Raw genomic sequence first — 13402 nt, 5'->3', positions numbered from 1 at the left:
GATTTACTGCGGGCGCACGCGCAGGGTCAGGCCCTTGAGGAAGTTGCGCAGCAATTGATCGCCGCACGGGCGGTAGTTAGTGTGGCCGAACTTGCGGAACAGCGCGCTCAGCTCAGGCTTGGACACCGGGAACTCGGCGGCCTTGAGGATGGCGTGCATGTCGTCTTCCTTCAGTTCGAAGGCGACGCGCAACTTCTTCAGGATGATGTTGTTGGTCACCGGCACTTCGATCGGCTGCGGCGGACGGCTTTCGTCCTTGCCACGCTTGAAGATCACCAGGCCATCGAGGAAATGCGCCATGACTTCGTCCGGGCAGCGTACGAAACCTTCCTCGTCTTCTTCTTTCTTGTCGAGGTACGTCACCAGGTCTTCCAGAGTGACGTCCATGCCGCCGAGCTTGATGATCTCGATGACTTTCTTGTCGCTGATGTCGAGCATGTAGCGCACGCTGCGCAGTACGTCGTTATGAATCATGTGTGCAGTCCTGATATTTCGCTGTGGGCGCCGCATGAAGCTGCGGCGCCGAAATGTATGGCGGCGGGAAAAGCCTTAGAACTTCTCTTTGCCGGACAGGTAGCGCCATTGCCCCAACGGCACTTTGCCGATGGACACACCGCCGATGCGGATGCGGCGGATGGCGACGACCTTGAGGCCGACGGCCTGGCAGAACAGGGCGATCACACCCGGTTGTGGGTTTTTCATGGCAAAGCGCAGACGGTTTTCGTTCTGCCAGCTGGCCTTGACCGGCGGCAGTTCCTTGCCCTTGTACGTCAGGCCGTGGTTCAGGCGGTTGAGGCCGTGAGCCACCATGTCGCCTTCGACCTCGACCACATATTCCTGCTCGATCTTGCTGGCATCGGCGGTGAGTTTGCGCAGAATCTTCCAGTCCTGGGTGAACACCAGCAGACCGCTGGCGTTGGCCTGCAGGTCGGCGCTGGCGGTCAGGCGCAGGAAGTGGCCCTTGAGCGGACGTTTGCCGTAGCGGTGTTCTTCGCTCAGGGTCGCGGCGCTGAGGGTCGCCATGGCGCTGTCCGCGTCCATGCCCGCCGGGACGTTCATCAGGATGGTCACCGGCTCCGGCGCAGTGGCCTTGGCCTCTGGGTCGAGCTCGACTTTCTGGGTGTCCACCTTGAACTGCGGCTCGTCGATGACTTCACCATCGACGGTGACCCAGCCGCCCTCGATGAACAGCTCAGCCTCCCGACGGGAGCAGCCGACGAGTTCGATGAGGCGTTTGGAGAGACGAATCGGGTCAGTCATGACAGGGCCGTAACAAAAAAGGGGTGGGCATTGTACCTGCTGGGCGCGGGTTAATCGCGAGTCCATTTGCCTCATGTGTTTTTAATGTGGGAGCGAGCAAGCCCGTTCCCACATGGCGCCATGGTGGTCAGCCATTGCGCGCCAGTTGCTGGCCCTGGCGCAAACGCATGTGCAGCAACGGGTAAGGCTGGCCCATACCGTCATGCTCCGAACGACCAATCACCTCGAAGCCCTGCTTGAAGTAAAAACCCAGGGCCTGTGGGTTCTGCTCGTTGACGTCCAGCTCATCGGCGTTCAGGTGTTCCAGGGCGTAGCGCAGTAATTGCTTGCCCAGGCCTTGGCCACGGTGCTCCGGATCGATGAACAGCATTTCGATCTTGCCCGCCGCCACGCCAGCGAACCCGGTGATGCGCTGGCGCGAGTCTTTGGTGCAGATCAGCATGACGGCGTCGAGGTAGCGGGTCAGGACCAGGTTCTTCAGCAGTTCGATGTAGCTGTCGGGCAGAAAGTCATGGGTAGCGCGCACCGAGGCCTCCCACACGTGGGTGAGTTCTTCGTAGTCGCTCTGTTTCGGTGTGTAAATGACCGAATGTTGGCGCATGGCCGCTTGCTCCTTCTGTTAAGAGCCGTTCCCGTAAGGCTGCGAGTTTTTTCTCCCACAAAACGATAGACGTAAAAAAGCCCCGCATCTCGTCAAGAGAGCGGGGCTTTTCGTATTTTTTGCGTTTAGATCTGTTCAGCCCACAGGTCGTATTCGTCGGCGTCAGTCACTTTGCACCAGACCTTGTCGCCCGGCTTCAGGTTGCTGCCGTTGTCGATGAACACGTTGCCGTCGATTTCCGGGGCATCGAAGAAGCAGCGGCCAACCGCGCCTTGCTCGTCGACTTCGTCCACCAGCACTTCGATCTCACGGCCGATGCGCATTTGCAGGCGTGCCGAGCTGATGGCCTGCTGGTGCGCCATGAAGCGATCCCAACGGTCTTGCTTGACGTCGTCCGGAACAATTTCCAGGTCCAGATCGTTGGCCGGTGCGCCTTCGACCGGCGAGTACTGGAAGCAGCCGACGCGGTCCAGTTGGGCTTCGGTCAGCCAGTTCAGCAGGTACTGGAAGTCTTCTTCGGTTTCGCCGGGGAAGCCGACGATGAAGGTCGAACGGATGATCAGGTCCGGGCAGATTTCGCGCCAGTTCTTGATGCGGGCCAGGGTCTTGTCTTCGAAAGCCGGGCGTTTCATGGCTTTGAGGACTTTCGGGCTGGCGTGCTGGAACGGGATGTCCAGGTACGGCAGGATTTTCCCGGCGGCCATCAGCGGGATCAGCTCGTCGACGTGCGGGTACGGATAAACGTAGTGCAGGCGAACCCAGACGCCGAGGGTGCTCAGGGCTTCGCAGAGTTCGGTCATGCGGGTTTTCACCGGCGCGCCGTTCCAGAAACCGGTGCGGTATTTCACGTCGACGCCATAGGCGCTGGTGTCCTGGGAAATCACCAGCAGCTCTTTGACGCCGGACTTGACCAAGCGCTGGGCCTCGTCGAGCACGTCACCGACCGGGCGGCTGACCAGTTTGCCGCGCATCGACGGGATGATGCAGAAGCTGCAGCTGTGGTTGCAGCCTTCGGAAATCTTCAGGTAGGCGTAGTGGCGCGGGGTCAGTTTGATCCCTTGCGGCGGCACCAGGTCGATCAGCGGGTTGTGATCCTGACGCGGCGGCACGACGTCGTGCACGGCGTTGACCACTTGCTCGTACTGCTGCGGACCGGTCACGGCCAGCACACTCGGGTGCACGTTACGGATATTGCCTTCTTCGACGCCCATGCAGCCGGTCACGATGACCTTGCCGTTTTCCTTGATGGCTTCGCCGATCACTTCCAGGGACTCAGCCTTGGCCGAGTCGATGAAGCCGCAGGTATTGACCACCACGACGTCGGCGTCCTGATAAGTGGACACAACGTCATAGCCTTCCATGCGCAGCTGGGTAAGGATGCGCTCGGAGTCGACCAGTGCTTTCGGGCAACCCAGGGATACGAAGCCAACCTTTGGATTGGCCGGCGCAGGAGTGGTGGACATGTCTAACCTCGGTATTTGTGACGCCTCCAGCCGATGACGGCAAGGCGACAGACGGGCGCTATGTTGCACCCTCTGGTCAAAAAGTGCGCAATTCTAACGATGGGCGGCGCACTTGACCAGCTTTATGCAGGGAAATACGACGAGTGCTGCGCTATGCTTCGCGCCTTTACGCTTTACCGATTTTTTACAGTCAATAAATCGTCTGTAACAACAAGTAAAACAGTGCATGCTGCACCACAAATCATAGTGCTTCTTTGAAGAAGCCCGGATCTGAGTAGTAGGAGTGATGGATGGGGCAGGCAAGTAGTCAGGCGATAGCCGGCGGACATTCGGCGGCGAAGCCGATCAGCATGCTGGTTGCGGCGGTCGGAGTGGTTTATGGCGACATCGGCACGAGCCCGTTGTACACCCTAAAAGAAGTGTTTTCCGGTGGCTATGGCGTGCCCGTCAACCATGACGGCGTGCTGGGCATTCTGGCGCTGATCTTCTGGTCGCTGATCTGGGTCGTGTCGATCAAATACATGATGTTCGTGCTGCGTGCCGACAACCAGGGCGAAGGCGGGATCATGGCCTTGACCGCGCTGGCACGACGAGCGGCGGGGGGGCATGCAAAATTGCGCACGCTGCTGGTTGTCTGCGGGCTGATCGGCACGGCGCTGTTCTACGGCGACAGCATGATCACCCCGGCGATTTCCGTTCTTTCGGCGATCGAAGGGCTGGGGCTGGCCTTCGAAGGCATTGACCATTGGGTGGTGCCGCTGTCGTTGATCGTGCTGGTGGCGCTGTTTCTGATCCAGCGTCATGGTACGGCCCGGATCGGCATTCTGTTCGGGCCGATCATGGTCACCTGGTTTCTGGTACTCGGCGCGCTGGGCGTATACGGCATCAACCAACACCCGGAAGTGTTGCAGGCGATAAACCCGGTCTGGGGCGTACGCTTCTTCATGGACCATCCAGGCATGGGGATCACGATTCTTGGTGCCGTGGTGCTGGCGTTGACCGGTGCCGAGGCGCTGTACGCGGACATGGGCCACTTCGGGCGCAAGCCGATCGCTCGGGCCTGGTTCATCCTGGTGTTGCCCGCACTGGTGCTGAACTACTTCGGTCAGGGCGCATTGCTGCTCGGTGATCCGGAAGCGGCCCGCAACCCGTTCTATCTGCTGGCGCCAAGCTGGGCGCTGATCCCGTTGGTCGCGTTGTCGACCATGGCCACGGTGATTGCCTCGCAAGCGGTCATCTCCGGTGCATTCTCCCTGACCCGCCAGGCGATCCAGCTCGGCTACATTCCGCGCATGCGCATTCAGCACACCTCCAGTGCCGAACAAGGGCAGATTTATATCGGCGCGGTGAACTGGGCGCTAATGGTCGGCGTGATCCTGCTGGTACTGGGCTTCGAGTCCTCCGGCGCCCTGGCCTCGGCCTACGGCGTGGCGGTGACCGGGACCATGTTGATGACCACGATTCTGGTGTCGGCGGTGATGCTGCTGCTGTGGAAGTGGCCACCGGTTCTTGCGGTCCCGGTGTTGCTCGGCTTTCTGTTGGTGGACGGTCTGTACTTCGCCGCCAACGTGCCAAAAATCGTTCAGGGTGGCGCGTTCCCGGTGATCGCCGGTATCGCACTGTTCGTCCTGATGACTACCTGGAAACGCGGCAAGCAACTGCTGGTGGATCGCCTGGACGAAGGCGGGCTGCCGCTGCCGATCTTTATCAGCAGTATCCGTGTGCAACCGCCACATCGGGTCCAGGGCACCGCTGTGTTCCTTACCGCTCGCCCGGATGCCGTGCCCCACGCGCTGTTGCACAATCTGCTGCATAACCAGGTGCTGCACGAGCAAGTGGTGTTGCTGACAGTGGTGTACGAAGACATCCCGCGCGTCCCGCCGCAACGACGTTTCGAGGTCGATTCTTACGGCGAAGGCTTCTTCAGGGTCATCCTGCACTTCGGTTTCACCGACGAGCCGGACGTGCCGCAAGCACTGAAGCTGTGTCATCTCGATAACTTGGACTTCAGCCCGATGCGCACCACGTACTTCCTCAGCCGCGAGACAGTCATCGCCTCCAAGCTCGAAGGCATGGCCCGCTGGCGCGAGGCGTTGTTCGCCTTCATGCTGAAAAACGCCAATGGCAACCTGCGTTTCTTCAATCTGCCGCTGAACCGGGTGATTGAACTAGGTACCCAGGTCGAGATGTAAGCCCCCATGAAAAAGCCCCCGTTGCCATGAAGGTAGCGGGGGCTTTTTTGTGTCTGTGCCTTTACTTGCTTTCAGGCAACTCTTCTTCAGATTCGGTCTTTGTTCGGGCGGGTCGCGGTGTCAGCACCTTCACCACATCATCAATCACGGCCTTACTCATCGCCGTCAGGTAATGCGCGGCCCAGGCGTGGCGGTCGGTGTCTTTTGCGTAGGCTGCATCCTCGGTAAATGATCTGACGAGGAACAGCAGGTCGGAGGCTTGTGACAAGGCATCAACGATGGGGACGCCGGCGCGGACGTTGAATAGCGCCTGATCCGAGCAGTAGATGAGAGGGGTGAAGCCGAGGGTTTTTAGTTCTGAAATCGCGCTTGAATCTGTTTTAGTCATGTCTATTTCCTAAGCCTGAGGAGCTGCCACGTTCGTTTCCAAGCGAATGGGTGGCAGCTGTGCGCAGGTTGGAAAACCGGGAGCCTAGGAAACCGGCACGTCCGAAGACGTCCCACGCACAACCGCCATGACACAAGATTGCAGCCGTAAAGGTCCGCGGTCATGTTGGGCACGTTGTTGCTATTCGCTCGACGGGTTTCCAAGCCCGATCGCTGAATGGTCAGCGACGTCCGGAGAGTATCCCGTCGAAGAAAAACGCAACAAGGCGGCAAAGTGCCCAAAAAGCGAGTTTCGGAGTTTGCCTACAAGGTCTGCGGGCGTCATCCGATATTGTGACACCTTCTGTAAACGAGACTAAACATGTCCCCATTTATCTGAGTTCAGCGCAGCCCCCTGTGGTGCGGTTAAATTGCGTGCTAATGAAAAAGCCCCCGCAACCATAAGGTGTCGGGGGCTTTTTTGTGTCCGGGGACTCAGATCACTCCTGAGCCGCCGTCTCCTTCGCTTGACGCTTCACGATGGCATCCACCAACCGCTGTGCCAACGCCGGGTAGTTCTCGTCGAAGTGATGGCCGCCAGGCAGTTTCATCGCTTCGCCCACGGCGGTCTTGTCGGTGCAGCCGCTCTCGTCGACTTCTTCCTCGCCGTAGATGCACACCACTTTCGCCGGCGGCAGCTTGGCCATTTCCGGGCCGGTGGCGGCTTCTTTGCCGGCGTTGCCGAGCCAGCCTTCGACTTCGATCTCGAAGCTGCCGGTGCGGGCGAAGGCCAGCAGGATGATTGCGTCGACCCGCTGCTGTTCGGCTTCCGGCAGACGGTTGTAGATGGCTGGCAGAACGTCGGCGCCGAATGAGTAGCCGGTCAGGATGAAGCGCTTGGTGCCCCATTTCTGCCGGTAGTGCTGCATCAGTTCGGTCAGGTCCAGGGCGCTTTGTTCCGGGCTCTTGTGCTGCCAGTAGTAGCGCAGGGTGTCGATGCCGACCACCGGGTAGCCGATCTTGGCCATCTCGCCGGCCACGTCGCGGTCCAGGTCGCGCCAGCCGCCGTCGCCGGAGAGGAATAGGGTCACGGTGTCCTTGGCTTGGCCGGCTGGCACTTCGACCACCGGAATCTGCAGGCCGCCAGCGGCTTTATCGCCACCGACGAGGGTTTTGCGCAGTTCGTTGTTCAGCACTTGCGGCAGGTTGATGTCGTAGTCGCTGATGCTGGTTTCGGCGTTGGGCTGGTCACGCACGAAGCCGGCGCTGGTGTCGTCCGGGTTGTCGTTCCAGGCCACCAGCCAGTGACCGTGGGCGGCACTTTTTGGCAGCAGATGAGTGCAGCCAGGTTTCTCCAGGGCCAGGTCAACCGAAATGGCCTGGGCCTTGTCGTCCTTCTGCTCGGCCAGCCAGCGCCACGCCAGCACGGCGCCAGGGCCGATGCCGCTGACCAGGGTTGCCGGGCCTTTGAGCTCTCTGAGGCCTGCCTGCAGAGCGCGACTTTGCTGGATGCAGTCCTTGGGCAGGATCACCTGGACGATCTGCGCCGAGCCGCTGCGGCTCAGGGTCATCAATTGTTTATCGCTGAGCTTCTGCTCTTCATTGACCGCCACCAGCACCTGCGCGCGCGGCGTGGTGCCGGGGATGACGCGGGTCATCGCGGCGCCATCGGCTGGCGTCAGCAGTTCGAGGGTCGGTTCGGGTGCCGGGCGTTTCAGGTACCAGTAACCGCTACCGACAATCAGGGCCAGCACTACCAGTGTGGCCAGTACGTACCGCAGGGAGCGTTGAATCATCAGCGTTTCACCAATCCAGTCAAGCCGCCCGCAATCAGGGCGGCAGTGTCGGCCAGGGCCACCAGCGGATCGAGTCCGGCGGGCACGGCCATATAACGGGGTTCCCAGTCAGGCTGGAACTTGTCTTTGAAGCGGCGCAAACCTTGGAAGTTATACAGCTGCTCACCACGGCGGAACACCATCGAGCCCAAGCGCTGGGTCAGTGGTGCGCCGCGCCGGGGTTGCAACCCCGACAATGGCACCATGCCCAGGCTGAAGCGCGCGTATCCATGATTTTTATAATGTTGAATCAGGCCGACCATCATGAATTCCATGGTCAGCTTAGGGGCGTCGGGGTGTGCGCGCATCAGGTCGAGGCTGGCCAGTTCATGACCGTAGGTCTCGAGCAGGTTGGCGAACGCCACCGGGCGCCCTTCGAAACGAATCACCGCGACACGGAAGTGCTTGAGGTAGTCATCGCTGAAACGCCCAAGCGAGAAGCCTTTCTCGCGCACATTCTTGCCGGTCAGCCAGGCATCGGAAATCACCTTGAGCTCGTCCATCGGCGCTTGCCCCGGCTCATGGATCTCCAGCGAAAGGCCGTCACGGGTGCCACGGTTCCAGGTGTAGCGCAGGTCCTTCATCTCTTTGCCTTTGGCTTCGAGATCGAAACGCTTGAGGTCGACCCGGGCTTCTTCGCCGAGCTTGATCGCAGTCAGGCCGATGTCCATGTAGTACGGCAGGTTCTCGGCACGCACTTGATAAAACACAGGGCGGGCGTGGTGGATATCGCACAGGTCACGGAACTGCCAGATCATTTCCGCCCGTTGCTGGGTCGGGCCGATCGGGTCATACAGCGCTACCAGGCTGCGGCCACGGCGGGCGTACATCAGGAACGCCTCGTCGTTGGGGTGAAACAGCAGCGCCTTGTCACCGGTCAGGGCCAGGCCGCCATCCGGTTGGGACGAGGCCATGAGGATATTAGCCGCGCGCTCCAGTTCATCGGAGGTTGGCAGGTGGATTATCGGACGCGCGGTACGCAGCAGCCACGTCAGGGACACCACCACCAGCAGCACCGCGGCACCCAGCAACGAACGCAAGCCTCGCGGGGCGTCGGCATCGAGGGTGAACTGCCACCAGAGTTGATGGCTGTACGGAACGTCCTGATAGGCGAACAGCAGCAACCAGATCGATGCGCCGAGTACGCAAAGACTCGACACCAGATACAGCGGCGAAAACGGCAGCTCGGTCAGGCGGCTGGGACGGTAAAACGAACGCCGGAAAACCCCCAGCAAACTTGCTGTCAGGGTCATCAGGCTGGCTTCTTCCCAATCGAAGCCTTTGAGCAGAGAGAGCACGGCGCCGACCAACAACAGAATGGTGGTCAGCATCCACGCGGCCGACAGGCGGCGACGCAAGCCCTGAGCCAGCAGCAGGCAGAGCACGCCCACCAGGCTGGCGCCGAAGTGCGAGGCGTCGACCAGTCGATGCGGGATCAGAAAGCCGATGTGTTCAAGGCGCGTATCGATCTCCGGCGTTACGCCAGAGAACAGCAACACCACGCCGGACAGGAACACCAGCACCGCCAGAATCGGCGCGGCCAGGCCTGAGGCGGCGCGTAGCGTCTGGCGTGTCTGAAACAGGCGCTGGCCTTCGTTGATCAGCAGCAGTACGCAAGCCACCAGCAGCGGCAAGATCACGTAGATCAGGCGGTAGAGCAGCAGGGCGGCAGCCAGTGGCGCGGCACCGAGCTTGTCGGCGAAGGCCGCCAGCAAAATCGCTTCGAACACCCCGACACCGCCGGGTACATGGCTGAGCACGCCAGCGGCCAGGGCCAATAGATAGACCAGCAGGAACGCACCGAAGGGTGGCGCTTCGGGCAGCAACAGATAGAGCACTGTCGCGGCGGCGGCCACGTCCAGGGCGGTGATGACCAGTTGCAGGAAGGTCAGGCGGCGGCCCGGCAGGCGCAAGGTGCGGCGGCCGACCTTGACCAGCAGGTTGTCCGGGTAAGGCTGTTCCGGCAAGCGACGGCGGTAGATACCGATCGCCAGTACCGTGGCGAGCAGCAGCACGGCCCCTGCAATCGCACCCAGCAACGTCTCGGAGAAACCCAGGGCCAGCGAGGCGGCGGGCAGGTTGCTGAGGGTGGCGAGGGCGGCCAGGGGCGGGAGGGCGCAGCCGAGCGAGAGGCTGGCAAACAGCGTCATGTGCGCGACTTCCGAAGCCCCCACGCCATGCCGTGCATATAGACGGTAGCGAACCGAGCCCCCCGACAGCAGCGACAGACCGATGGCATTGCCGATGGCGAAGGCGGTGAAGCCCCCCAGCGCCACGACTCGCGGCGCCAGTGTCACGCCGGCATAACGGCTGGCCGACCATTCGTAACCCAGCAGAATGATGAAGCCGACGACGGTCGCGCCTAACGCTCCCAGCAAGGCCGGTCTCGGCACTTCCAGGATCGAGTCGTGCAGCGCGTACAGATCGAGTTCGCTCAGCAGGTGACGACAGGCAATCAGCGCGATGGCGAACAGCAGCAAAGTGACCGCCAGACCGATGGGTTGACGGTATTTGCTGATTCGATCCAGCAAGCGCAGACGCTCAGCTTTGATCGGTTGTGTCGCTGTGGCGGTGTCTTGTGGATCAGACGAGTTGGCGCGCATCAATCACCTCTTGGATTGTGCGCGACAGGATGGGGGTATCCAGCCAAGTTACCAATCCCTGTAGAAAAAAATAATCACAAATATTAACGCGTCTCACCGGGTATCGGCGATGGCGCATCACCAGTCGTCGAGGGTTTTCCTTGCGGTTCAGCCTAGGTCTGAACTCACAGTCTGGCGACCCTGAACGGCTCACTGCACAGTGACAGATCATTGTTGCGAAAGGACTTTTTCAACAGATACAAAAAAGGCCACTCTTTCGAGTAGCCTTTTTTGATGTTTGGTTGCGGGAGCCGGATTTGAACCGACGACCTTCGGGTTATGAGCCCGACGAGCTACCAGACTGCTCCATCCCGCGTCTGTGTGGCGGCATTCTACAGGCGAACGCCGTAGTGTCAACCGTTAATCCAAGTATGGGTCAAATAAACCAGAATCAGCGCTGAACGGTCGCCGAGGAACGCTAAGTTTCGGAATCAGAAGGATTTCTCGTTTCTGCTCGGTAAAGCATGAAACGCTGATTTTTTATAAAACAGGCACGCACAAAAAAGGCCACTCTTTCGAGTGGCCTTTTTCGATGTTTGGTTGCGGGAGCCGGATTTGAACCGACGACCTTCGGGTTATGAGCCCGACGAGCTACCAGACTGCTCCATCCCGCGTCTGTGTGTCGGCATTCTACAGAGGATCGCCGGGCTGTCAACCTTCAATCTCGGTAAAATCTGTTCCTGTTCAATCGCTTAGGTGAAAACAGAGGGTGTGGATCGGGCTGAAACGCAGGCAGGGCAAGGCTTTTGGCTCTATCGGTAGGTGGCTTTCGATTGAGAAAATAAATTCCTCCGGTACTTTTCCTACCGCTTGAAAAGAAGATTCAGACTACTGGTGCTATATACAGGTGTCAGTGAGATACTGCCGGTACGACACGCCGATACTTCATTTCTTCGCCATGAACACCGCTTTTATATGACGCAGCGAAAAATCATCCACGTCGATTGTGATTGCTTCTATGCCGCCATCGAGATGCGTGACGACCCGCGCCTGGCCGGTAAGCCTTTGGCGGTGGGCGGCTCGGCGGATCGGCGTGGGGTGATTGCTACCTGTAACTATGAAGCTCGGGCGTATGGCGTGCGCTCGGCCATGTCTTCCGGACATGCCTTGAAACTGTGTCCGGACCTGACCATCGTCAAGCCGCGCATGGAGGCCTATAGAGAAGCGTCGAAGGAAATACATACGATCTTTCGCGATTATACCGACCTGATCGAGCCGCTTTCCCTGGACGAGGCTTACCTCGACGTGTCGGAGAGTGCGCATTTTGGTGGCAGCGCCACGCGAATCGCCCAGGATATTCGTCGCCGGGTGTCCAATCAGTTGCACATCACCGTGTCGGCCGGTGTGGCGCCGAACAAGTTTCTTGCCAAGATCGCCAGCGACTGGAAGAAGCCCAATGGCCTATTTGTGATCACGCCTGATCAGGTGGACGACTTTGTCAGCGGCTTGCCGGTGAGCAAACTGCATGGTGTTGGCAAAGTGACCGCTGACAAACTGGGCAAGCTCGGCATCATCGATTGCGCGCAATTACGCGAGTGGAACAAATTGGCGCTGGTGCGTGAATTCGGCAGCTTCGGCGAGCGACTCTGGAGCCTGGCCCGTGGGATCGATGAGCGGTTGGTGCACAACGACAGTCGTCGGCAGTCGATCAGCGTTGAAAACACCTATGACGTGGACCTGCCGGATCTGGTGAGTTGTCTGGATAAATTGCCGGAGCTGCTGGAGTCCCTGAATGGCCGAATGGCGCGGATCGACAGCAGCTATCGCCCGGGCAAACCGTTCGTCAAAGTGAAATTCCACGATTTTACCCAGACTACGTTGGAGCAGGCCGGGGCAGGGCGGGATCTGGGGAGTTATCAGCTGTTGTTGACCCAGGCCTTCAATCGCGGCGGGAAACCGGTGCGGTTGTTGGGGATTGGGGTGAGGCTGGAGGATTTGCGGGGCGGGTTCGAACAGTTGGAGTTGTTTGAACGGTGAGATTTTAAAATCAAAAGATCGCAGCCTTCGGCAGCTCCTACAGGGTGTACTCCATCCAATGTAGGAGCCGTCGAAGGCTGCGATCTTTTAATAGGCCTTAATTCGGCCCCGGATCCGCCACCAGTCGCCCGGCATCCTTGGTCAGTGACTTGAGGAACTCAGCCTGCAACTCGGGATCGTTGCGGGTCAGTTCGATCAGGCTCTGTTCCAATTCGCTGGCTTCTTCTTCCAGACCCAGTTCCGACAGGCGCTTGACCCGGTGCACCCACTGGCTCACCTCGTCGTCTTCGAGATCGTCGTAAATCAGCCCATGGGCTTCGAGCAGCTTGCCGCGCAAGTTGTTACTGATCGCCAGTGACGAGTTGGTGTGCACATCGTCCTTGTTGTCCTCGACACTGATCTGCAGCTTGCCCAGATGATTGAGGTCATGTTCGGCGAACGGGCTGTCCAGCAGGTTCAGGCGCAACACACCGTTGCGGTCGGTGCTCAGCTCGAACGTGTCCTTGCCGGCCTTGACCTGCACCGGACGCTCGCTCCAGGGCAGACTCGAGTATTCCGTGCGCTTGTCACGCTGGACTTCGTCGATGCCCGCCAGGTTCTGCTGCGCGCGACCGTGAGACTGCACGTTCATGAACGGGTTGAGCCCGGCAAAACCATAGCTGAGCCAATCCTTCGTCACGCTGTCCGGCAGATTACCGAGGGCGAACACGTTGACCACGTTCGCACCGATGCCGGCCACTACGGCCACCGCCCCCAGCGGGATCTCATAGATCTCCCTCCAGGGTTGGTAAGGCGTGTAGCGGTCATAGTGGCGTGTGACTTCGAACTCGGTGACTTCGAAGGTCTTCTGCTCGTGGATTTTCACCCGGCGTTGCGGCAGCTCCAGCACTTTGGGCTCGCCGACATCGATCTGCAGGCTGTGATCGAGCAACTTACGCTCGACCCGCTCCTCGTGCTCGCTGCGTTGTGACATGTGATTGGCACAGCCGCTGACCAGCAGGGTGCCGCACAGGGCGGCGCCACCGAGGCCTAAGGTGTTTCGCTTGAACATGACGTCTCTATCTGG

At 59.9% G+C, this 13402-nt stretch carries 10 protein-coding genes and 2 tRNA genes; 2 read left to right on the top strand and 10 right to left on the bottom strand.

Annotated elements, in window-relative coordinates; genetic code table 11:
• Nucleotides 1-3: 3 nt before the first annotated feature.
• The 4 genes from LOY28_RS23580 to rimO all read right to left on the bottom strand — a co-directional run bounded on the left by LOY28_RS23580 (nucleotide 4) and on the right by rimO (nucleotide 3324).
• A complete protein-coding gene (locus LOY28_RS23580; RefSeq protein ID WP_018926949.1) occupies nucleotides 4-474 on the bottom strand; it encodes a DUF1456 family protein in 471 nt (156 codons plus the stop codon).
• 75 nt (nucleotides 475-549) lie between these two features.
• Nucleotides 550-1260, bottom strand: a complete 711-nt coding sequence (locus LOY28_RS23575) for an rRNA pseudouridine synthase (protein ID WP_019580978.1) — start codon at nucleotides 1258-1260, stop codon at nucleotides 550-552.
• Between the two features lie 127 nt (nucleotides 1261-1387).
• On the bottom strand, nucleotides 1388-1861 hold the full coding sequence (locus LOY28_RS23570) for a GNAT family N-acetyltransferase (protein ID WP_019580977.1): 474 nt from the start codon (nucleotides 1859-1861) through the stop codon (nucleotides 1388-1390).
• Nucleotides 1862-1986: 125 nt separating this feature from the next.
• Nucleotides 1987-3324: a 30S ribosomal protein S12 methylthiotransferase RimO gene (gene rimO / locus LOY28_RS23565; RefSeq protein ID WP_018926946.1), complete on the bottom strand. Its 1338-nt coding sequence runs from the start codon at nucleotides 3322-3324 to the stop codon at nucleotides 1987-1989.
• Nucleotides 3325-3614: 290 nt separating this feature from the next.
• Here rimO and LOY28_RS23560 point away from each other — a divergent pair, with 290 nt between their 5' ends.
• The gene (locus LOY28_RS23560; protein WP_018926945.1) at nucleotides 3615-5516 is read left to right on the top strand and encodes a potassium transporter Kup; all 1902 of its coding nucleotides are present in this window, start codon (nucleotides 3615-3617) and stop codon (nucleotides 5514-5516) included.
• Between the two features lie 61 nt (nucleotides 5517-5577).
• Here LOY28_RS23560 and LOY28_RS23555 read toward each other — a convergent pair whose 3' ends face one another.
• From LOY28_RS23555 to LOY28_RS23535, 5 genes are all read right to left on the bottom strand, one after another.
• Complete coding sequence (locus tag LOY28_RS23555) at nucleotides 5578-5904, bottom strand: DUF3077 domain-containing protein (protein ID WP_019647854.1); 327 nt, start codon at nucleotides 5902-5904, stop codon at nucleotides 5578-5580.
• 478 nt (nucleotides 5905-6382) lie between these two features.
• Nucleotides 6383-7678, bottom strand: a complete 1296-nt coding sequence (locus LOY28_RS23550; protein WP_064619969.1) for a virulence factor family protein — start codon at nucleotides 7676-7678, stop codon at nucleotides 6383-6385.
• Complete coding sequence (mprF, locus tag LOY28_RS23545; RefSeq protein ID WP_258612620.1) at nucleotides 7678-10320, bottom strand: bifunctional lysylphosphatidylglycerol flippase/synthetase MprF; 2643 nt, start codon at nucleotides 10318-10320, stop codon at nucleotides 7678-7680. Before mprF ends, LOY28_RS23550 begins: the two co-directional genes overlap by 1 nt.
• 278 nt (nucleotides 10321-10598) lie before the next feature.
• A tRNA-Met gene (locus LOY28_RS23540) sits at nucleotides 10599-10675 on the bottom strand.
• 221 nt (nucleotides 10676-10896) lie between these two features.
• Nucleotides 10897-10973 (bottom strand) — tRNA-Met (locus tag LOY28_RS23535).
• 301 nt (nucleotides 10974-11274) lie between these two features.
• Here LOY28_RS23535 and dinB point away from each other — a divergent pair.
• Nucleotides 11275-12336: a DNA polymerase IV gene (gene dinB, locus LOY28_RS23530; RefSeq protein WP_018926942.1), complete on the top strand. Its 1062-nt coding sequence runs from the start codon at nucleotides 11275-11277 to the stop codon at nucleotides 12334-12336.
• 97 nt (nucleotides 12337-12433) lie between these two features.
• Here dinB and LOY28_RS23525 read toward each other — a convergent pair whose 3' ends face one another.
• Nucleotides 12434-13387, bottom strand: coding sequence for a hypothetical protein (locus LOY28_RS23525; RefSeq protein WP_258612619.1), 954 nt, complete (start codon nucleotides 13385-13387; stop codon nucleotides 12434-12436).
• Nucleotides 13388-13402 lie beyond the last annotated feature (15 nt).

The organism is Pseudomonas sp. B21-017 (assembly GCF_024749245.1).
In the GTDB taxonomy this organism is placed as follows: domain Bacteria; phylum Pseudomonadota; class Gammaproteobacteria; order Pseudomonadales; family Pseudomonadaceae; genus Aquipseudomonas.
Note: the sequence above shows the minus strand (reverse complement) of the source record. Positions and strands in the feature narration are given on the sequence as shown.